The organism is Rhodococcus sp. S3, from assembly GCF_058211795.1.
Genome location: NZ_CM177074.1, coordinates 1,431,524 through 1,449,609, shown reverse-complemented (window position 1 = coordinate 1,449,609; position 18,086 = coordinate 1,431,524). Strand labels below are relative to the sequence as shown.

The following is an 18,086-nucleotide window of genomic DNA, read 5'->3' as shown; positions in this document are numbered from 1 at the left end:
TAGCAGCCTTATGCCACCTGTATGTGGCATACCCCGGCGAATCTTCGTGTTCCTGGTGTCAACGGCAGTCGGATCGATCCCTTTCCGTACCGACACAGGACTGTCTCTCTCGCAGCCCGTCGGTGTGCCGGAACCCGGGAATGGCAGGTTGACACGGTGAATCCCGTCCCGTTGAACGTCTCGTCCCTGCCGGTCGGCTCGTCTGCGCCACCCGGCACGACACCGGCCCCTCCGTCCGGCTGGCGCAGTTCTCTTGACCGACCCCTCATGCGCCGCGCGCGACACAGCGCAGATTCAGTCCGGCTGTCTGCATCGATGGCATGTCCCCAGTCATGGGCAGCGGCTGCACGTTGCCCCGGCGCGCCGGTACCCGTGGCGCTGTGGTAATTGAGTCGGTGCGCGGTGTGCAGCCCCGCACCGGTGCTCTGAGCGTGATCTGTCCGGTGGGATCTACAACCCGACGCCTCGGCCCGACAAGCCCTGACAGTCATGCCCCGGGAGATCCGCGCCGCCCACCCCTGCTGGCCGGGCTCACCCAGGACGTCCCCGCCCTGCTCGGCTCGACACCCACGCTGGCCGTGTGGGGCATGCGCGACCTCGTCTTTCCGTCCCGCAGCTTGCCTTCCCCACATCCGCTCGGCCTTCACCGACCTCGACGTCGTCGAGCTGCCCTACGCACGGCACTTCCTCCCCGAGCAGGCCCCCGGCGAGGTCGCAGCGGCGATCGCCACCCGGTTTCTGTGACGGGTCCCGGACTGTGCACCACGCCGGATTCACCCACGCGGACAGCGCGAACCCGAGGATCGGGGCACGTGTGAGGGCCTGTTGGCCGGCACGCTGGTATTGCTCGCGAGATTCGTGTGGACCCGCACAGCCACAGCCCACAGGCCCGACCGACCCGCTGCGCGGCACCGAACACGTGCTGTGAGCTGCGTAGATGGCATGCCCCCGCATCGCGCGCAGGGACATCCCGCCGGGGTACCGGCGGGTCGGTCCTGCGGGGACCGGCCGCGACCGGTGCCTCCGCAATGGGCGCGGGATCTGAGTACGGGGCTACAGCCAGCCGGGGCCGTGCTCATCCCACGGGTTCGGGCTCTCCGGTCCCCAGGCGAGGTCGATGGACCCCCCCCGCCCCGCGTCGTGTTCTGACCGGTCAGCAGCACAATGCCGGCCACCACGGCGTCGAGGGCGAGGTCCGGCAGCGGCATCGCCTTCAGTACCTCGGTGCGCAGCCGGTCTTCGATGACACTTCGCGGCACGGTTCAGTTCTCCTTCATGGGGCGGGGTTGCTCGGTCGCGGACGGTGTCGGTGCGGTGGTGTGGATTCGGATCGGCTGCGGGGGATGCCGCAGCCGGGTGCCGTCCGGATCGGACATGCCCTGCACCCAGCCTTCCTGCCAGAAGCGCAGGTAGACATGCGGATCGCTCACCCACCGCGGGATCGCCGGATCTTTCGGCTCGCGTGTCGGGTTGCGCGCGAACCGCGCCCCCGCGCGGCGGCCGTCCCGATAGCCGCGGTCCTCGTCGTCGAGCATCAACCACTCCCCCTCCCCTGTCGTGGTGCGGCTACTGCCTCTATGGCCGCACGCGCGAGCTGTGCGCGCCCGGCGACCGTAGACACCAGCACCGACACCGGTGGATGTGAGAGCGGCAGGGGCGGTGGCTCAGTCGAGCTCGTAGCCCGCCTCGCCGGCGATGACGGCCGCGACCTCGCTGGGGGTGATCACCCCGCGGATCAGATCGACGAGCAGGTCCTTGTCCCGATCGCTCATCTGCCGGCCTTCGATGGCCATGATCGGTTCCATCTGCGCGACAGCGGCGCGGGCCTCGGCCTCGGTCTTGTGGGGTGCTGGCATGGCCACGAGCACAGCACATCCCACCGACCCACCCGCCACGACCGCGCGACGCGCGGGCCGTGGTCGTACCCGCCGGCTGCGGTGAGACGCCGGCGAGGGGGCGCCTGCGGCGAAGTGCCGTGCCGCGGCACGTGCCGGCCCATCCTTTTGACGTTCCCGATCGCCGGGCACGCGGACGGGAGGTACGTGCGCACCCCTCGGGCACGGCACTTCGCCGCAGGAAAGAGCCGGTCTACTTGCCGGTCTCGAGCATCAGAACCTGGCCCTCGACGCCGAGAGCGATGGTCGACTCGGTCCAGCCGCTGTCGACGTAGTCGCCTCCGGTGGCGGCCTGGGCCAGCCCGGCACCGGTCAGGCCGACGGCGCCCCCGTGGCCGCCGTGACCAGAGCCCCGCGCGATGATCGAACGTCGCATTGTTGGTTTGCTCCTGTTGTCGACACGCACCCCGGCCGGATCGTCCGGCCGTGGTGGACCCGGTGTCCTTGCCGCACCGGTGTCACTCAGTGAGATGCGCCGAGCAGCAGCACAGTTCCCGATACCGGCGGATCGTCCGGCACCGGCTAGCGTGGCCGCGTAGACGCAACGAAGCAGGCCATCGGGGACACAGCCGATGCGATGACCGACGACGAACTCGAACAGGCCATCGCGGCGCTGCACGCCCGCGAACGCGAACTCCTCATCGCCGGGGACAGCGCCGCGGCGTTCGATCTGATGGGCACCAAGTTCGTCCTGCTCTCGACACTGGACAACCGCCGCCGCTGACCTTCGGAAGAACAGGACCCACCCGCCATGTCCCGGCCCCGGCCCCGGCGCCGGCCCGGACAGTCCCGCACGAGGTAGACGTACACCGCCGCCGACGCCCACACCGGGCGGATCTATCCGGCCCGCGGGGTCGACCACATAGCCTCGGAGCGAGAGCGGAAGGAGCGTGGAGGTGGCCGTGGTGACCAGGACGATGGTCCGGCGCAAGCTCGTGCACACCGGGCTGCTGCTGAAGATCAAGGCACAGAACCTGCCGATCGACAGTCCCGCCATCCGGGCGCGGCTGGCCACCACCCGCGAGCAATGGGCACATCCGATGTACGGCCGGTACATCGACCTGTGGGAACAACTCATCGACACCGGCGATCTCGACGAGATCACACGCATCGTCCTGACCGACGACGAACGCGGCGAGGAAATGCGCCGGCTCTCCCCGTTCACGGTCTATCTGACCGAGGAAGCACGGCTGCTGTCCATTCGGCTGACCTCCGCGCTGATGGGCACCCCGGCTGACACTGCCGGATGACGGTCGAAGTCCCGGCGTTGTGTGGCCTCGCCTGGATCGTCACCACGATCCTGCTCGCCGACCTAGCCGCGCTGGCGCACACGCGTACGCGACCGGCGCCGACCCGTGACTGCACATCGACCGCTCTACCTGCATAAACGACACGTCCCCACGAGGTTGAGCTCAGCGGGTGAGCGAAAAGCGCGCGATCCACCCTGATACCCGGGCCCGAGACACCCTCGGACGCACAACCGACCCCGCCGGCTACCGGCCCCGACACCTACGCGGACAGAACGCCGACACCGCTGGAGAACACCCCGGCTACCGTGAACGCCGTGATCCACACGTCCGAGCAACCCACGCCCCGCACAGGGGCGCGAGCCGCCCCTCCCACAGGGCATGGATGCAGCCCACGACGCCGGGTCCGCCTCCCCGAACCAGACCTTCCCCTAACAGCACCGAAGGAGAAACCGTGCTCGAGTTCTTCCGCCGAAAGCGCCGCCGTGCAACACCGTCGACCGAGTCGTGGATGGGCCGATGCATCGGCACCGCGACGCCGGACGAACTCGAGCATGCGCAACGGCTCCTGACCGCCTGTCATGACACCGCACCGTTCGCCGAGCCCGGCGAGGACGAGTACGAACTGTGGAGGGCCGGCAAGCTCGTCCCCTTCTATCTCACCGAATTGCTCAATGCGGGAGGACACTTCGGCCCCGAGGTCGATACCGCATGTCTGGCCGAAGAGCCGGCGGTCGACCGCTGGGAAGTGGGTGTCGAATATCCGAGTTGGGAGCAGACCGTCGCGCTGGCCCGCTTCCTCGATGTGCGGGTGCGCGATCTGGCCCACCCCGATGCCGAGCCCCGGCACCACGAGGTCCGTCCGCGACTCAAGATGTCGGGTCTGGCGATCCTGTCCTTCGAGCCTTCGGCCGTCGCAGCCGCCACGTCCGCCGGCCACGACGATCACCCCGCCGTCTGACAAAACGGGGCGTCCGTCCCCGCCATATAACACGCGCTGAACTGGCCGGACGGCATGTCCCCACCCCGCATGAAGGGAACCCGTTCCGGGCACTCCAGTACACGCGCGATCACGACACAGACGGGCGCATGCGGATGCAGTCGTGCCGGGTACCTGACGATCCCGGTGAGCGGTCACCGGCAAGGTTGGGTCATTGCGGCTGCGGCAACCCCAGTTCCTCGGCCAGCAGCGGCCAGGACCGGTGGAACGCGTCCTGCCAGTAACCCCACGAATGCGTCCCGGCCGGCTGCAAATCGAACGTCGCGGGAATGTCGAGCTCGTTGAGGCGGGTCTGCAAATTGGTGGTGCACCAGTGCACGGCCGCTTCGATCACCCCGCCGACGACGACCTGATTGGCCAACGCCAGCCCTTGCTGATCGAGAGGCGCGTCCTGCTCCCCGATGGTGAACTCGTTGCCCAGGGTGTCGTGCGGACCGGGCAAACCCGTCGCATCCGAGATGAACAGACGGGTCCCGCGCAACCCTTCGGCGTTGACCACCGGGTCATTGGCCACCCACGCCGGATCATCGTCCTCGCCGTACATGTTGCGCACATCGCCGCCGCCCCAGGTCTCGACGACCAACTTGACGAACTCGCGGCCGATCGGATCCGAGGTTTGCGCGCATCCGCTGTACCCGGCCACCGCCGAATAGAAGCCGGGCCTGGCGATCGCGTACTGCAACACCGCCGTGGCGGTCATCGAGTTCGCCGCGATGGCCTGCACGCCATTGGTGCCTAATGCGGCGTCGATCAGCGGGGGGAGTTCGTCGAGGAAGAACGTCTGCCACTTGTTCATCCCGAGGTTCGGGTCCTCGCGTTTCCAGTCGGTGTAGTAGGAGAACGCCCCGCCGAGGGGCATGACCACATTGACATTCTGACCGGTCAGGAACTCGCCGACATCGGTGTTGGCCCACCACGTCGCCGAATCGGTGCCACCCCCGGCACCGTTGACCAGATACAGCACCGGACGCGGCTCGGACGCATCATGGGGGCGTTGCACCCGCACCGGGATGGTCGTGTCCATCGCCGCCGAGTACACCTGCACCGTCAGGTACTGGCCGTCGATCTCACTCGAGACGATGTGGGAGCCGTTCGAGGCGACCGGATCAGCGAGCAAAGCCTGCGAGGCCACGATCGGATCGACGTCGCGGTCCTGCGCCGACGCCACCCCACCGCCCAGAGGCACGAGCATCATCGCCGCCACCGCCGCGGCGAGCATCCTCGCCCGTCTCGTCCCCATCGATGCTCGACTTCGCACGTCGACTCCCCTCACCCTCACCCCCGGCCCGAATAGCCAGATAGTCCCGACCCCTCATGTTCCGGACGCGTCGACGCTACCCAACACCGCAACGCAGAGCCGACACCGGCACCGGCACAGGGCCATCGAACCCGCAAGAACCTGACCACCGGCCGCACTTCGGCGATATCCGAACAGCCTGCCTGTGTGGAGCACGGAGATCGGTCAGATCATGTGGGCCGCTGCGACACTGCGCTCTGAGCTGCACTGATGACACGTCCCCCGGCCTGGGCTGACACGCCGCCGGGCGCCGGAAACACACACCCTCGGCGCGGCTGCCATCCGGCCCATCCGGAACGTGCCGGCCGATAGGGTGACCGGTTGTGGACACCGTCCTGCACGCACCGCACCCCTGGCCGGCCATCACCGCCGCTCTACGCGGCCGCGGCCCCCGGCGCGTGGCCATCGCCTACCTCGACCACACCGCGCCCGACCTGCTGCCGCTGCGCAGCGGGGACCAGCTGATCGTCAACGCCGCCCGCCCCGCGGTGCGCGCACACGCCACCTCCCCCACCGCCCTCGCCCACTTCCTCGACGCCGGGGTGCAGGTACTGTCGACTGCGAACCTGCACACCGGCCTGATCGTCACCGCAGAGAAGGTCATCGTCGGCCCGGCCAGCGCCTCACACGCCTCCACCATCGCCGACGAAACCGCGCTGATCACCGACGACCCCGACGCCCTCGCCGCAGCACATGCCTTCCTCGACCAGCTCGAAGACACCGCCCTAGTCGATGAGGTGTTCCTCGACAGCGCCACCGCCATCTGGCAGATCGGCCGCGTCGTACCCCTGGCCGGCATCGGCAGCCGCGCGCGTCTCGAGCACGACTTCCTGCCCACACCCGTACACCGGATGTTCCTGCGACACCTTCACGACTACACACCCACCGACGACGAGACCAACCGGACGTCACCTGCGCCCGGCACCGGTGGACCGGACCCGCGCTACCGCACCCACTGGGTCCGCGAGGACAACCCCGGTCCCGACCGCCGCACCCGCCTCGAACCCGGCGACGTCGTGATCCGCATCAGCGACGACGACACCCGGCCGGACCCGCCGGCCGTCGTCGACACCGGCCCGCACCGCATCCCCCACACCCGCCACGCCCTGGCCTACCGGTTACGCGCCCGCGCCGACCTCGACCCCATCGCCATATCCGACGCCACGTGCATCCTCACCGACCGCGGTCACTCGAACCCGCGCCTGCACCGCGACCACCGCATCATCTCCGCGAGCCTGCGCGCCGCGGTGCTGGCTCTGTGGAGACGATCCGGCCCGAGAACCTGAAATTGGGCATGCGACCCCGCGGGCACCCGGACGGACTCAGAGGAAGGCGGCGTCCCACGAATTGCGCCGGAGCACATCCCGTTCGGCGTCGGTGAGACCGAGCTGGTCCTTCAGTCCCGCGAGGTTGTCGTCGACGTAACCGCCGAAATAGGCGGGATCGTCCGAGTGCACGCTCACCGACAGGCCCGCCTCGAGCATGCGGCGCAGCGGATGGTCGGCGAGCGTATCCACCACGCGGAGGCGGACATTCGAGAACGGGCAGACGGTGAGCGGAATACTCTCGTCGACCAGGCGCGCCACGAGCTCGGGATCCTCGAGCGAGCGGATGCCGTGGTCGATGCGCTCGGCACCGAGCAGATCGAGGGCCTGCCACACGTATTCCGGAGGTCCCTCCTCCCCCGCGTGCGCCGTGATGTGGAGGCCTTCGGCCCGTGCCCGCGCGAAGACGTCCTCGAACAGCGACGGCGGGTGGCCCACCTCCGCCGAGTCGAGGCCGAGCGCGATGATCGGCGCGCCGAGGCGCAGCAGTTCGCCGAACACCTCGTGGGCTTCGGGCACGGGACGATCACGCACGATCGACGCGATCATCGCCGCGTCGACCCCGAACTCCCGGTGTGCCCCGGCGACGGCGTCGGAGAGCCCGGCCACGACCTCGGGCAGCGGGACACCGCGTGAGGTGTGGGCCTGCGGATCGAAGAAGAACTCCGCGCGGGTGACGCCCGCCCGCGCCGCACGAGCGAAATAGGCGCGGGCGAGGTCGGCGAAGTCCTGTGCGGTGCGCAGGACCTCCATGTTCGCGTAGTACAGGTCGAGGAACGACTGCAGGTCGGTGAACCGGTAGCGCCTGCGCAGATCGTCGAGATCGCGATAGGGCAGCTCGACGCGGTTCCGCTCGGCGAGGGCGAGGATCAGTTCGGGTTCGAGCGTGCCCTCGATGTGCACGTGCAGTTCTGCGAATCCGTCGGTCACCTGATCCTCGCCATCTCTCGTTCGGTTGCCCTCGAGTGTCAGGAGCTCAGCGACCCTTCCACACGGGAGGCCGCTTCTCGGCGAAGGCGGTGGCGCCTTCACGCGCGTCCTCCGAGGTGAACACGGGCCCCATGATCTCCATCTGCTTCGCGAACGCCTCCTCGCTCGACCAGTCGGCCGAGCGGACGATGATCTCCTTGGTCGCCGCCACGGCGAGCGGTCCGTTCGCCGTGATGCGCTCGGCCAGTTCGAATGCGCCCTCGAGTGCCTCACCGGGTTCGGTGAGGCGGTTGACGAAACCGTATCCGTAGCCTTCCTCGGCGGTGAACGCGTCCCCGGTGAGGGCGAGTTCGAGGGCCTTCTGGTAGGGGATGCGCGACGGCAGGCGCAACAGGCCACCGCCACCGGCGACGAGGCCGCGCTTGACCTCCGGGATGCCGAACTTCGCGTCCTTCGCGGCGACGACGAGGTCGGTGGCCAGGACGAGTTCGGTTCCGCCGGCGAGGGCGAATCCTTCGACGGCGGAGATGAGCGGCTTGCGCGGCGGCGCCTCCGTGAAGCCGAGGCCCTTGCCGGGCACGACCACGTTCTCGCCTGCGACGAACGCCTTGAGGTCCATGCCCGCGCAGAAGTTGCCGCCGGCGCCGGTGAGCACACCGACCGACAGGGAGTCGTCGCTGTCGAGCTGGTCGACCGCCTCGGCGAGCGCGTGGCTCACGGCGGCGTTGACGGCGTTGCGCGCCTCGGGCCGGTTGATGGTGATGACGAGAACGCGATCGCGTCGTTCGAGCAGGACTACGTCGGACATGGACACACCTCTCCACTACGGAAAATGCCGGTTCACCCGGTTACAGGCTGTATACCCGACGAGAACCTGTTCCAGGGTTCACGACACCCGGACGGCGATCTGATCGACGAAGCCCTCGTCGTCGATGCGCACCTGATCGCCCGTGCGGAACCAGCCGTCGTCCGTGAACGCCTCGTCCGCGGCGCACGGATCGCGCCAGTAGCGGCGGGCCACGCTCGGTCCGCGGCAGAGCAGTTCGCCGACGCCGTGCTCGGCGTCGGGTCCGAGCAGTGCGACCTCGATCCCTCCGAACGGCACGCCGACACTGCGGGGGTGGCGGGCGCGGTGTTCCGAGGGCAGCAGCAGGCCGATGCCGCCCGTCTCGGCGACACCCCATCCCCGCACGAAACGTGAGGCGGGGAAGGCGGCGCGGAGATGGCGCCACGGTGCGCGGATCACGCGGGATCCCGAGACCACGACGGTTCCCCCGAAGGCGAGTGTGGGCAGCAGTTGGACGCTGCATCCGACCGCCGTGGACAGCGGCGCGGTCAGCACCGTCCGTACGCCGTCGCCGACGAGATCCATGGCGTGGGCGACGGCTTCGATCGTCGACAGCACGTTGGTGTTGGTCAGTTCGACGCCGCGCAGTCCACCACCGGCGACGCGCACGTAGTAGAGCACCGCGAGTTCGTCCGGTGACGCGCCACCGTCGAGGAAGGCGACGCCGTCGGGAAGATCGGAGTCGAGGGTGAGTACCGCCCCGCTGTGGACCTCGACCTCCGCCGCCTCCTCGGGGCTGCAGCTCGGGTCGGGGAGCACCGGGACACCGCCGGCGAGGACCACGCCCAGGAAACCGATCAGCCAGCGGACGCCGTTCGGCTGGTGGATCACCACCCGGTCGGCGGGGCCGACGCCCTGATCGAGGAGGCCACCGGCGACGCGGGCGGCGGCGGCCCACAGTTCGCGGTAGGTGAGGGTGCGGCCGCATCGGTCGACCACGGCGACGCGGTTCGCGAAGCGCAGCGCACTCCGGTCGAGCAGCTCGGCGAGGCACGGCTCCAGGCAGTCGTACTGGAGGATGCCGCTGTCGCGGCGAGTGACCCGATCGTCCCGGAGCCAACGACTCCCTGCAGGAATTTCCACTACGGCCACCGATATGCCACCTCCCACCCGGCGTGCGTGCCTGCACTATATGGCGTGGATCACAGCCATGTGAGGAAACGACGGGTCACGGACACCTCGGAGGGCGCCGCGGGTGGTCGACGGATCAGCCGTCAGGCGCTCGCCGGCGCCGAACGCTCCTCGGCGGCACGCTGTTCCTCCTGGCTCGCGGGCCGGTCGAAGGCGAGCACGGCCACGAGCCCGACGAGCAGGATGCCGGCGGGTAACCACAACGATTCGGCCATCGCCGCGGCGAACGGTTCGCGCAGGGGCTCCGGCAGGACCGCGCCGGACGTCTCCATCTCCGCCACACCTCCTCCTCCCCCGCCGACACCGTTGGCACTCAACCGCGCCGCCATGATCGCGCCGAGAGCGGCACTGCCCATCACCGCGCCCACCTGACGCGTAGTGTTGTACACACCGGAACCCGCCCCGGCCCGGCTCGGTGCGAGACCGTTCGTCGCGGTGGCGGAGAGCGGCGACCAGATGCCCGCGTTCGCTACTCCGATCAGGGCGATCGGCAGCAACAACTGCCAGATCTCCGCGTCGGGAGTCATCACCAGCGCGAGCCAACCCAGCCCGATCGTGAGCAGCGAGAAGCCGGTGCCGGCGATCAGCCGCGGATGGACCCGGTCGACGAGCCTGCCCACGAGCGGCGCGAGCACACCGCTGAACACCGCCATCGGCACCATGAGCATCGCGGCGCCGGTCGGGCTCAGACCGCGCACCGACTGGGCGTAGAACATGATCGGCAGCATGACGCCGGTGATGGCGAATCCCATCGTCGCGATGCCGATGTTCGCCAGCCCGAAGTTGCGGTCCCGGAACAGCGACAACGGTACGAGCGGTTCACCGCGGTTGCGCGACTGCTGGGCGACGAACACGACGAGCAACACGATGCCCAGTCCGATCAGCGCCCACACGCGGGCGGTCCACTCGAACGAGTTGCCCTCCTGGATCCCGAACACGAGACAGAACAGGCCGGCACCGCTGAGCAGCATGCCGAGCACGTCGAACCGGTGCGGGCTCGTGGGCAGCACCGGCACGTACCGCACGGCGAGCGCGAACCCGACGATCCCGACGGGCACGTTCACGAAGAAGATCCACTCCCAGCCCAGTCCGTCGACCAGGACACCGCCGGCGAGCGGCCCGACGAGTGTCGCGACCCCGGCCACGGCGCCCCACAGGCCCATCGCGGTCCCGCGCCGCTCACGCGGGAAGATCCGCGTCACCACGGCCATGGTCTGCGGCGACATGAGCGCCGCGCCGAACCCCTGGAACACGCGGGCGACGATGAGCATCTCGATCGTCGACGAGAAACCGCACCACAACGACGCGATCGTGAACAGCACCAGCCCGCAGAGGTAGACCCGGCGCTGACCGAAGCGGTCACCGAGGCGACCCGTCACGAGCAGCGGCACCGCATAGGCGAGCAGATACGCGCTCGTGACCCACACGACTGCAGCGATGTCGGCCCCGAAGGTCCGCATGATCGCCGGGTTGGCGACGGCGACGATCGTGCTGTCCACCAGGATCATGAAGAAGCCCAGGCACAGGGCGCCCAACGCCGCCCATCGGGCACCGTCGGACATCTCCACCGCCACATCGGACCCGCGTTCGCGCGTGCCCACCTCGCTGTCGTCGCTCACCGGACCTCTCCCCTCGTCGGCGGTCTACGGTAGCGGGGTGGACCCGCACATCTCGAGCATCGCCGCCCTCGCGTGGTGTCGTGCACTGGGCCTACCCGACGGCGCTCTCGTCGAACCCGGGTGCGTCACGCGCATCGACGACTCGGTCCGCGACGTCCGACTGCTCGCCGTGGGACGCACCACCGCGATCGTCGGACCCGGCACCGCGGTCTTCCGCCTCGCGGCCGAACCCGACCCGGCCGAGATCGACGCCCCGAACGCCGAGCTCGTCGTGGCAGGCCACGCGGGTCGCACGGAGATCCTCGCTCTGTGCACCGACTGGATCGACGCGACACGCGTCGAGAACCCGCTCATCTCCGACGACCCCGAGGACCTCGCCGAGCTACTGCGGTGCTGCCCGCCCGACGACGTCACCGAGGCAGAACTGTCGCCGACGGGACCGTCGCGCGTGTTCGTGTTGCTCGACGACGATCACCGTCCCCTCGCCGGCGCGGCCTACAGCGAACTCGGGTCGTTGCTGGCCGACGTGCGGGTGCTGACGACACCGCCGGCGCGCCGGCTCGGGCTCGCCTCGACGGTCGCGACGCTGGCGACCCACGACGCGCTCGATGCCGGCCTCGTCCCGCTGGCCCGCATGCGCCGCGACAACCGCGGTGCCCGGACGGTCGCGGCGGTGTCGGGATACGACATCTGGGGAACCCTCGTGACGGTTCGGGTTCCACCCGGGAAGTGACGAGTGTGCGCGGAAGGATGCGTAGGTGACCGAGAACAAGTACGTCGAGCCGGGTGCGGAGTTCACCCGCGACACCAACTACATCCCCACCCGCATCACCGCGGACGGGCGTGACGGCTATCCCGTCGAGTCGGGGCGGTACCGGCTCGTCGCCGCCCGGGCGTGTCCGTGGGCCAACCGCACCCTGATCGTGCGGCGGCTGCTCGGTCTCGAGGACGCTCTGTCGCTGGGACTGTGCGGCCCGACGCACGACGAGCGCAGCTGGACGTTCGACCTCGACCCGGGTGGGGTCGACCCCGTCCTCGGCATCCCGCGACTGCAGGACGCGTACTTCGCGCGCTTCCCGGGATACGACCGCGGCATCACCGTCCCGGCCGTCGTCGACGTGCCCACCGGGCAGGTCGTGACGAACGACTACCCGCAGATCACCCTCGACTTCTCCACCGAGTGGACGCAGTTCCACCGCGAGGGCGCCCCTGATCTGTATCCGGAGGAGCTGCGGGACGAGATCGACGAGGTGGCGGAGCTCGTCTACCAGGACGTCAACAACGGCGTGTACCGGTGCGGTTTCGCCGGTTCGCAGGAGTCCTACGACAAGGCCTTCGATCGGCTCTTCGCCCGCCTCGACTGGCTCGAGGAACGCCTCGGGGCGCAGCGTTATCTCGTGGGCGAGACCATCACCGAGGCCGATGTGCGCCTGTTCACCACGCTCGTCCGGTTCGATCCCGTCTACCACGGGCACTTCAAGTGCAACCGGAACCGGCTGGCGGACTTCCCGGCGCTGTGGGCCTATGCGCGCGATCTGTTCCAGACACCCGGCTTCGGCGACACCATCGACTTCGTGCAGATCAAGCAGCACTACTATCTCGTGCACACCGACGTCAATCCCACGGGCATCGTGCCGAAGGGACCGGATCTGTCGAACTGGCTCGATCCGCACGGCCGTGAGGCGCTCGGCGGGCGGCCGTTCGGGGACGGCACACCGCCGCCCCCGCCGCGTCCGAGCGAGGTGGTCCCCGAAGGGCACGGCGCGGTCGCCCGCTGATCCCCTGCGACGCTGATCCCCTGCGACGGTTCCTACGGCCGACGAGGTCGGTAGGTGCCGATCGTCCAGTACACGCCGTGCGGGTCGCGGCAGGTGAACCCGTGCGATCCGTAATCCTCGTCGCGGAGTTCGACGGTCACGGTCGCGCGGACCGCCGGGTCCTCCGCCTGCGCCGAGGCGAGCACCCTCTCGTACAGGGCATCGACGGTGGCGTCGTCGGGAAGCACGAGATAGGCGGTGCCCTTGTCGGCGTGCTGGTCGAGCGGCGACCCGCGACCGGTCGAGCCGAGCATGACCCCTCCGCCGTGCGGCCAGAGCAGGGCTGCGTGGTCGACGCGGTCCCCTACCCCGTAGACCTCCGCTTCGTCGAACCCGAGGGTCTCCACGAGGAAACGGATCGCGCCCCGGGCGTCGGTGTAGGAGAAGCACGGCCACACCGTGTCGAGGGTGGGTGCGACGGTGGCCGACTGCTGCGTGGAATTCGTTGTGTTCGTCATGCCTCCGAGTGTCGGCCCGGAAAGTCTCGATCGTCTTGGACGAATGGGAACACCTCGTCCTCGAGCCACCGCGACGGCGGGACGCCCGCCAGATCGCGCCAGTCGCGGGCGAGATGCGCCTGGTCGTAGAAGCCGCACTCGGCGGCGACATCGGCGAGGCGGCGGCCGGGGTCGGCCCGCAGCATCCGTCGCGACCGGTCGAAGCGCGCCACCCGGGCCACGTCCTTCGGGGACAGTCCGAACTCGGCGGCGCACCGGTTCGCGAGGTGCCGCCTGCTCCATCCGAGTTCGTCCGCGACGGCGCGGACCGGGCGGGCCGGATCCGTCACGAGCAGGTGCCAGGCGCGGACGAGGTGCCCCTCCGGACTCGTCGACCGCGCGGAGACCAGGCGGCGAGCGAGGATCCGGTCGAGGACGGCGAACCGCTCGTCCCAGGATCCGGCCGCGGAGATCCGGTCGAACAGCTCCCGGCCGTCGGCGCCGATGACGTCCTCGAGATCGACGGCCCACGGACCGAGTGCGGCGGCGGGCACACCCAGCAGGGCGCGGGCACCCGCGGGGGTGAGCGCGAGCTGGATCCCGTGCTGCCGTCCGTGGTGGACGATGGGCACCGGTTGCGTCGACAACCCTCCGGCGAGTGCGTCGAAACGTTCCGGGCACCGTCCGTCGCCCCGCGAGAGTTCGACGGGTTCGGAGATCGTGAGGATTACGGTGACCTCCGGAGAGGGCATACCCAGATGGGTCCCCGGCGGGAAACCGTCGAGCCGATACCCCTCGTACGACCGTACGTAGGGTGTCAGCAGGGGTGCCGGACGCCGCCTGGCGCCGTCCGACACACCGACTGCGGACCCGGTCATGGCACCAGCGTAGTGAGAGCAGTCCGGAAGACAAGAGCACCGGAGGACAGGGGCACGATGAGCAGCAAGGCAGGCGTCGCAGAGGCCTTTATCGTCAAGATGCTGGACAACGGCGCGAGACTGCAGGGCCCTGCGGTGGCCAAGTACGTCGATCTCGTGCGGCGCTCACACCCCGACGAGTCCCCGGCGCAGATCATCGAGCGGCTCGAGAAGCAGTTCCTGCTCACCGTCACCGGCAGCGGGTCCGCGGCGGGTGCGACCGCGGCCTTCCCCGGCATCGGGACACTCGCGGCCATCGGCGCGGTGGGCGCCGAGACGGCCTTCTTCTTCGAGGCGTCCGCGCTGCTCACCCTGGCCATCGCGTCGGTGCACGGGATCGAACCCCACAACCACGAGCAGCGCCGCGCGCTGGTACTCGCCGTCTCCCTCGGCGACGCCGGCCGGGAGATCGTCGCGACCGCGACCGGCGCGTCGCTGCGGAACTGGCCCAAGGCCCTGACCACCGGCGCGGGCGGCACCCAGCTGAAGACGCTGAACAATTCCCTGGTCAAGAAGTTCATCCGCCGGTACTTCGCCAAACGCAGTCCGCTGCTGATCGGCAAGCTCGTCCCCGCCGGCATCGGTGCCGCGATCGGTGGCGTCGGCAACCGCGCGCTGGGCAAGCGCACGATCCAGAACGCCCGCGACGCCTTCGGTCCGCCTCCGGCCGCGTGGCCTTCCGCCCGTCCCGTCCTCCCGGCGAGCGGAGAGGCGCCGGCGCTCGACGCCGGTGTTCCGGTCACGAAGGACTGACCGTGCCGGCCGACGGCAAGGTGTTCGTGCGGGAGTCCGGTGCGGGACCGCGCACCGTCGTCCTGCTGCACGGCTTCTCCGATCACGGCGGTACGTGGTGCAAGGTCGCGCCGGCGATCGCCGAACGGCACCGGGTGCTCACGGTCGACCTGCCCGGTTTCGGACGCAGCGCGCAGCACTGGCAGACACCCGTGCTCGACCACTACGTCGACGTCCTGGCCGACCTCGTCGACGACGTGCCCGAGCCGGTGTCGCTGGTCGGGAACTCGCTCGGTGCGGTCACCGCGCTGGTGTTCGCGTCGGTCCATCCGTCCCGGGTCGACCGCGTGGTGCTCGCCGACATGCCTGGTCTCGCCGGGATCCCCCGGTGGTGGACGCGAGGTGTGCGCATGCCGGTCGAGCTGTCGCGCCTGTTGCTGCGTCCGCTGCCCGCTCCGGTGATGCAGCAGGCCATGGGTGCCCTGTATGCGCGGGCCGCCGTGCACCGACGCGGCACCTTCGACCGGGCGGCGCGTACGGCCTTTGCGGCGAACTACGCGACCCGCGAGCAGGTCGACACGCTGCTCACGGTGGGCCGGCACGCGATCGGTGAGCTCGGCCGGCTGCCGATCCCGGAGATGGTGCACGCCCTCGACATGCCGGCACTGCTGGTGTGGGGCGCACGCGACCGGTTGACGCCCGCTCATGCGGCGCGGCGGGTGCAGGCCGGCGGCCGAAGACGGGTGGTGATCATCCCCGATGCGGGGCACTGTCCTCAGCTCGACGCGCCCCGCGAATTCCTCGACGCCGTCCTGCCCTTCCTCGACTGACCCGTAAGCTCACGGCGACCGCGGTACGAGCCGCACCCACATCTCGACGACGCGGGGGTCCGAATCCGTGACAGCACCGTCAGCGCAACCGCCGTACGGCACACCCGATCCCCGGGTGCCCTCGGGGGCACCGGGCGCGGGGATCGCCGTCCACGGCCTGAGCAGGACGTTCGGTGACCACACGGCGGTATCGAATCTGTGGTTCACGGTGCCGCCGGGCTCGATCACCGGTTTCCTCGGCCCCAACGGATCGGGCAAGACCACCACGCTCGGCATGATGCTCGGCCTCGTCCGGCCGAGCGCCGGGAACGCCTTCGTCGACGGCGTGCCGTTCACCTCCCTGCAGCAGCCCGCACAGGTCGTCGGAGCGGTGCTCGACGCGCGCAGCGCCCATCCCAAACACCGGGCGCTGACGCACCTGCAGGTCTACTGCGCCGCGATCGGCGTGCACGACGAGCGGGCGAGGCAGATGCTCGATCTCGTCGGCCTGGGGCCTGTCGCGCGGCGTCGCATCGGCGAGTTCTCCCTCGGCATGCGGCAGCGACTCGCCCTGGCGACGGCCCTGCTCGGACAGCCGCGTTATCTCGTGCTCGACGAACCGGCGAACGGGCTCGATCCCGAGGGCATGGCCTGGCTGCGCGACTTCCTCCGCGCGTTCGCCGCCAACGGCGGGACCGTGCTGATCTCGAGCCACATCCTGCGGGAGATCGAGCAGATGGCCGACCGTCTCGTGATCATCGCGAACGGGCACCTGGTCGCGGAGACCTCGATGACCGACCTGCGCGACGCCTACCGCTCGCGGGTGTTCGTCGCGGCCTCCGACCCGGCCCGCCTCGCGACCGCACTCGCCGCGGCCGGGCACACCGACGCGCAGGTGCAGCAGGACGGACGGCTCGCGGTGGTCGGCGTGACTCCCGACCGCATCGCCGAGATCGCCGCGACCGCGGAGGTGACGCTGTTCGGGACGAGTGTCGAGCACGTCGATCTCGAGCAGGTCTACCTCTCGATGACGGCCGGTCGCTACGCGGCCGCGCCGGTCGCGCAGTATCCGGGGCACGGCCCCCACCATCCGCAGGGCCCGCAGTACCCGGGTGCACAGCAGTATCCGAACGCCCAGCAGTACCCGCAGTCGCAGCAGTACCCGCAGTCGCAGCAGTACCCGCAGTCGCAGTGGGGGCAGCCGAACCGACCGCCGACCGGGCAAGGAGGTCCCACCGCATGACCGCGCTTCTCACCGCCGAGTTCCGCAAGGTCCTGAGCCTGCGTTACTGGTGGATCCTCGGCATCGCACCGCTGCTGGTGGGACTGTTCTGCGGGGCACTGACGCTGCCGGTCGCGCGGCAACTCGAACTCGGCTTCGGGGACGGTTTCGCCGAGGCCGTCGCCGCCGCGGTCGGCATCTCCCTCTCGCTGTCGCTGGTGTTCCTGTTCGCCGCGATCTTCGGTGCGGTGGCGACGGGCAGCGAGTTCGCGCACCGCACGATCGTGACGACCTTCCTCACCGCGCGGGGACGCGACCGGGTCGTCGGCGTGAAGTTCGCGACCGTCGCCGTGATCGGGTTGCTGTACTGCCTCGTCACGGAAGTCGCGGCGGCCGCGACGCTCGTGTTGTTCGGTGGGGGCTTCGACGGTGCCGATCTCGGATCGGTCGTCAAGGTGATGGGGATCGGCCTGTTCTGCGCGCTGTTGTGGTCGCTGATCGGAGCGGGGCTGGGTCTGCTCACGCGGTCGACGACGGGCAGTGTGCTCGCGATCTGCGCGTGGGTGCCGTTCGGGGAGCTGATGGTCTCGGTCGTCCTGCACGGTCTCGGTCTCGGCGCCATCGCGTCGTACCTGCCGGCGCAGGTCACCTGGTACGTGCTGTTCTCGGCGGTGTCGATGCCCGAGGACGTCACGCTGGAGATGACATGGCCGGCGGCTCCGCTGCTCCTGGTCCTGTGGACCGTGGTGCTCAGCGGCCTCGGCTGGTGGCGCGCCCGCACCGCCGACGTCCTCTGACACCTCCGGCGACCTGCGTCTCCGTCCCTGGTCGAGCGGCTCCGCCCTGCCCTGTCGTCGCTCG

20 protein-coding genes are annotated in these 18,086 nt (G+C 69.7%); 10 read left to right on the top strand and 10 right to left on the bottom strand.

Annotation, left to right across the window (positions count from 1 at the left end):
• Positions 1–1,262: 1,262 nt before the first annotated feature.
• The 3 genes from AC0LPE_RS06845 to AC0LPE_RS06835 form a co-directional block, all read right to left on the bottom strand.
• A complete protein-coding gene (locus AC0LPE_RS06845) occupies positions 1,263–1,535 on the bottom strand; it encodes a hypothetical protein (protein WP_450118333.1) in 273 nt (90 codons plus the stop codon).
• A 129-nt stretch (positions 1,536–1,664) separates the two neighbouring features.
• Positions 1,665–1,856: a hypothetical protein gene (locus AC0LPE_RS06840; protein WP_041804457.1), complete on the bottom strand. Its 192-nt coding sequence runs from the start codon at positions 1,854–1,856 to the stop codon at positions 1,665–1,667.
• A gap of 232 nt (positions 1,857–2,088) precedes the next feature.
• Complete coding sequence (locus AC0LPE_RS06835) at positions 2,089–2,271, bottom strand: hypothetical protein (protein ID WP_490605859.1); 183 nt, start codon at positions 2,269–2,271, stop codon at positions 2,089–2,091.
• Positions 2,272–2,472: 201 nt separating this feature from the next.
• On the opposite strand from AC0LPE_RS06835, the gene AC0LPE_RS06830 reads away from it, so the two are divergent.
• The 3 genes from AC0LPE_RS06830 to AC0LPE_RS06820 all read left to right on the top strand — a co-directional run bounded on the left by AC0LPE_RS06830 (position 2,473) and on the right by AC0LPE_RS06820 (position 4,103).
• Positions 2,473–2,619, top strand: a complete 147-nt coding sequence (locus AC0LPE_RS06830) for a hypothetical protein (protein ID WP_024100472.1) — start codon at positions 2,473–2,475, stop codon at positions 2,617–2,619.
• Positions 2,620–2,791: 172 nt separating this feature from the next.
• On the top strand, positions 2,792–3,145 hold the full coding sequence (locus tag AC0LPE_RS06825; protein ID WP_147430456.1) for a hypothetical protein: 354 nt from the start codon (positions 2,792–2,794) through the stop codon (positions 3,143–3,145).
• Positions 3,146–3,596: 451 nt separating this feature from the next.
• A complete protein-coding gene (locus tag AC0LPE_RS06820) occupies positions 3,597–4,103 on the top strand; it encodes a hypothetical protein (RefSeq protein ID WP_490605858.1) in 507 nt (168 codons plus the stop codon).
• A 190-nt stretch (positions 4,104–4,293) separates the two neighbouring features.
• On the opposite strand, the gene AC0LPE_RS06815 is transcribed toward AC0LPE_RS06820, so the two are convergent.
• Positions 4,294–5,361 carry an alpha/beta hydrolase gene (locus AC0LPE_RS06815; protein WP_490605857.1) on the bottom strand — a complete coding sequence of 356 codons (1,068 nt, stop codon included), beginning with the start codon at positions 5,359–5,361 and terminating at the stop codon, positions 4,294–4,296.
• Between the two features lie 401 nt (positions 5,362–5,762).
• Here AC0LPE_RS06815 and AC0LPE_RS06810 point away from each other — a divergent pair, with 401 nt between their 5' ends.
• Positions 5,763–6,725, top strand: a complete 963-nt coding sequence (locus tag AC0LPE_RS06810; protein ID WP_490605856.1) for a phosphatidylserine/phosphatidylglycerophosphate/cardiolipin synthase family protein — start codon at positions 5,763–5,765, stop codon at positions 6,723–6,725.
• 36 nt (positions 6,726–6,761) lie between these two features.
• On the opposite strand, the gene AC0LPE_RS06805 is transcribed toward AC0LPE_RS06810, so the two are convergent.
• From AC0LPE_RS06805 to AC0LPE_RS06790, 4 genes are all read right to left on the bottom strand, one after another.
• Positions 6,762–7,694, bottom strand: a complete 933-nt coding sequence (locus AC0LPE_RS06805; protein WP_145692648.1) for an adenosine deaminase — start codon at positions 7,692–7,694, stop codon at positions 6,762–6,764.
• 46 nt (positions 7,695–7,740) lie between these two features.
• Positions 7,741–8,502 (bottom strand): crotonase/enoyl-CoA hydratase family protein, encoded by a 762-nt coding sequence (locus tag AC0LPE_RS06800; protein WP_016691992.1) that lies wholly within the window; start codon positions 8,500–8,502, stop codon positions 7,741–7,743.
• Positions 8,503–8,580: 78 nt separating this feature from the next.
• On the bottom strand, positions 8,581–9,624 hold the full coding sequence (locus tag AC0LPE_RS06795) for a class I adenylate-forming enzyme family protein (protein WP_016691993.1): 1,044 nt from the start codon (positions 9,622–9,624) through the stop codon (positions 8,581–8,583).
• Between the two features lie 131 nt (positions 9,625–9,755).
• Positions 9,756–11,234, bottom strand: a complete 1,479-nt coding sequence (locus tag AC0LPE_RS06790) for a DHA2 family efflux MFS transporter permease subunit (protein ID WP_490606319.1) — start codon at positions 11,232–11,234, stop codon at positions 9,756–9,758.
• Positions 11,235–11,328: 94 nt separating this feature from the next.
• On the opposite strand from AC0LPE_RS06790, the gene AC0LPE_RS06785 reads away from it, so the two are divergent.
• A complete protein-coding gene (locus tag AC0LPE_RS06785) occupies positions 11,329–12,024 on the top strand; it encodes a GNAT family N-acetyltransferase (RefSeq protein WP_120284080.1) in 696 nt (231 codons plus the stop codon).
• A gap of 25 nt (positions 12,025–12,049) precedes the next feature.
• Positions 12,050–13,069, top strand: coding sequence for a glutathione S-transferase family protein (locus tag AC0LPE_RS06780; RefSeq protein WP_159418872.1), 1,020 nt, complete (start codon positions 12,050–12,052; stop codon positions 13,067–13,069).
• 32 nt (positions 13,070–13,101) lie between these two features.
• Here AC0LPE_RS06780 and AC0LPE_RS06775 read toward each other — a convergent pair whose 3' ends face one another.
• Both AC0LPE_RS06775 and AC0LPE_RS06770 read right to left on the bottom strand, forming a co-directional pair.
• The gene (locus AC0LPE_RS06775; RefSeq protein WP_301847083.1) at positions 13,102–13,566 is read right to left on the bottom strand and encodes a VOC family protein; all 465 of its coding nucleotides are present in this window, start codon (positions 13,564–13,566) and stop codon (positions 13,102–13,104) included.
• Positions 13,563–14,423 carry an AraC family transcriptional regulator gene (locus AC0LPE_RS06770; protein WP_490605855.1) on the bottom strand — a complete coding sequence of 287 codons (861 nt, stop codon included), beginning with the start codon at positions 14,421–14,423 and terminating at the stop codon, positions 13,563–13,565. Before AC0LPE_RS06770 ends, AC0LPE_RS06775 begins: the two co-directional genes overlap by 4 nt.
• Before the next feature lie 57 nt (positions 14,424–14,480).
• On the opposite strand from AC0LPE_RS06770, the gene AC0LPE_RS06765 reads away from it, so the two are divergent.
• The 4 genes from AC0LPE_RS06765 (at position 14,481) to AC0LPE_RS06750 (ending at position 18,022) form a co-directional block, all read left to right on the top strand.
• Positions 14,481–15,215, top strand: a complete 735-nt coding sequence (locus AC0LPE_RS06765; protein ID WP_016691999.1) for a hypothetical protein — start codon at positions 14,481–14,483, stop codon at positions 15,213–15,215.
• Positions 15,216–15,217: 2 nt separating this feature from the next.
• Positions 15,218–16,024 carry an alpha/beta fold hydrolase gene (locus AC0LPE_RS06760; protein ID WP_160874794.1) on the top strand — a complete coding sequence of 269 codons (807 nt, stop codon included), beginning with the start codon at positions 15,218–15,220 and terminating at the stop codon, positions 16,022–16,024.
• A gap of 115 nt (positions 16,025–16,139) precedes the next feature.
• Positions 16,140–17,246, top strand: coding sequence for an ABC transporter ATP-binding protein (locus AC0LPE_RS06755; protein ID WP_490606318.1), 1,107 nt, complete (start codon positions 16,140–16,142; stop codon positions 17,244–17,246).
• Positions 17,243–18,022 carry an ABC transporter permease gene (locus AC0LPE_RS06750; RefSeq protein ID WP_160874798.1) on the top strand — a complete coding sequence of 260 codons (780 nt, stop codon included), beginning with the start codon at positions 17,243–17,245 and terminating at the stop codon, positions 18,020–18,022. The genes AC0LPE_RS06755 and AC0LPE_RS06750 overlap by 4 nt, the downstream gene beginning before the upstream one ends.
• Positions 18,023–18,086 lie beyond the last annotated feature (64 nt).

What these genes read in the sequence shown, in the direction of transcription:
- AC0LPE_RS06765 (WP_016691999.1), top strand. Translation starts at nt 14,481, where the DNA reads ATGAGCAGCAAGGCAGGCGTCGCAGAGGCCTTTATCGTCAAGATGCTG.
- AC0LPE_RS06800 (WP_016691992.1), bottom strand. Translation starts at nt 8,502, where the DNA reads ATGTCCGACGTAGTCCTGCTCGAACGACGCGATCGCGTTCTCGTCATC.
- AC0LPE_RS06750 (WP_160874798.1), top strand. Translation starts at nt 17,243, where the DNA reads ATGACCGCGCTTCTCACCGCCGAGTTCCGCAAGGTCCTGAGCCTGCGT.
- AC0LPE_RS06835 (WP_490605859.1), bottom strand. Translation starts at nt 2,271, where the DNA reads ATGCGACGTTCGATCATCGCGCGGGGCTCTGGTCACGGCGGCCACGGG.
- AC0LPE_RS06830 (WP_024100472.1), top strand. Translation starts at nt 2,473, where the DNA reads ATGACCGACGACGAACTCGAACAGGCCATCGCGGCGCTGCACGCCCGC.
- AC0LPE_RS06840 (WP_041804457.1), bottom strand. Translation starts at nt 1,856, where the DNA reads ATGCCAGCACCCCACAAGACCGAGGCCGAGGCCCGCGCCGCTGTCGCG.
- AC0LPE_RS06815 (WP_490605857.1), bottom strand. Translation starts at nt 5,361, where the DNA reads ATGCTCGCCGCGGCGGTGGCGGCGATGATGCTCGTGCCTCTGGGCGGT.
- AC0LPE_RS06845 (WP_450118333.1), bottom strand. Translation starts at nt 1,535, where the DNA reads ATGCTCGACGACGAGGACCGCGGCTATCGGGACGGCCGCCGCGCGGGG.
- AC0LPE_RS06775 (WP_301847083.1), bottom strand. Translation starts at nt 13,566, where the DNA reads ATGACGAACACAACGAATTCCACGCAGCAGTCGGCCACCGTCGCACCC.
- AC0LPE_RS06770 (WP_490605855.1), bottom strand. Translation starts at nt 14,423, where the DNA reads ATGACCGGGTCCGCAGTCGGTGTGTCGGACGGCGCCAGGCGGCGTCCG.
- AC0LPE_RS06790 (WP_490606319.1), bottom strand. Translation starts at nt 11,234, where the DNA reads ATGTCCGACGGTGCCCGATGGGCGGCGTTGGGCGCCCTGTGCCTGGGC.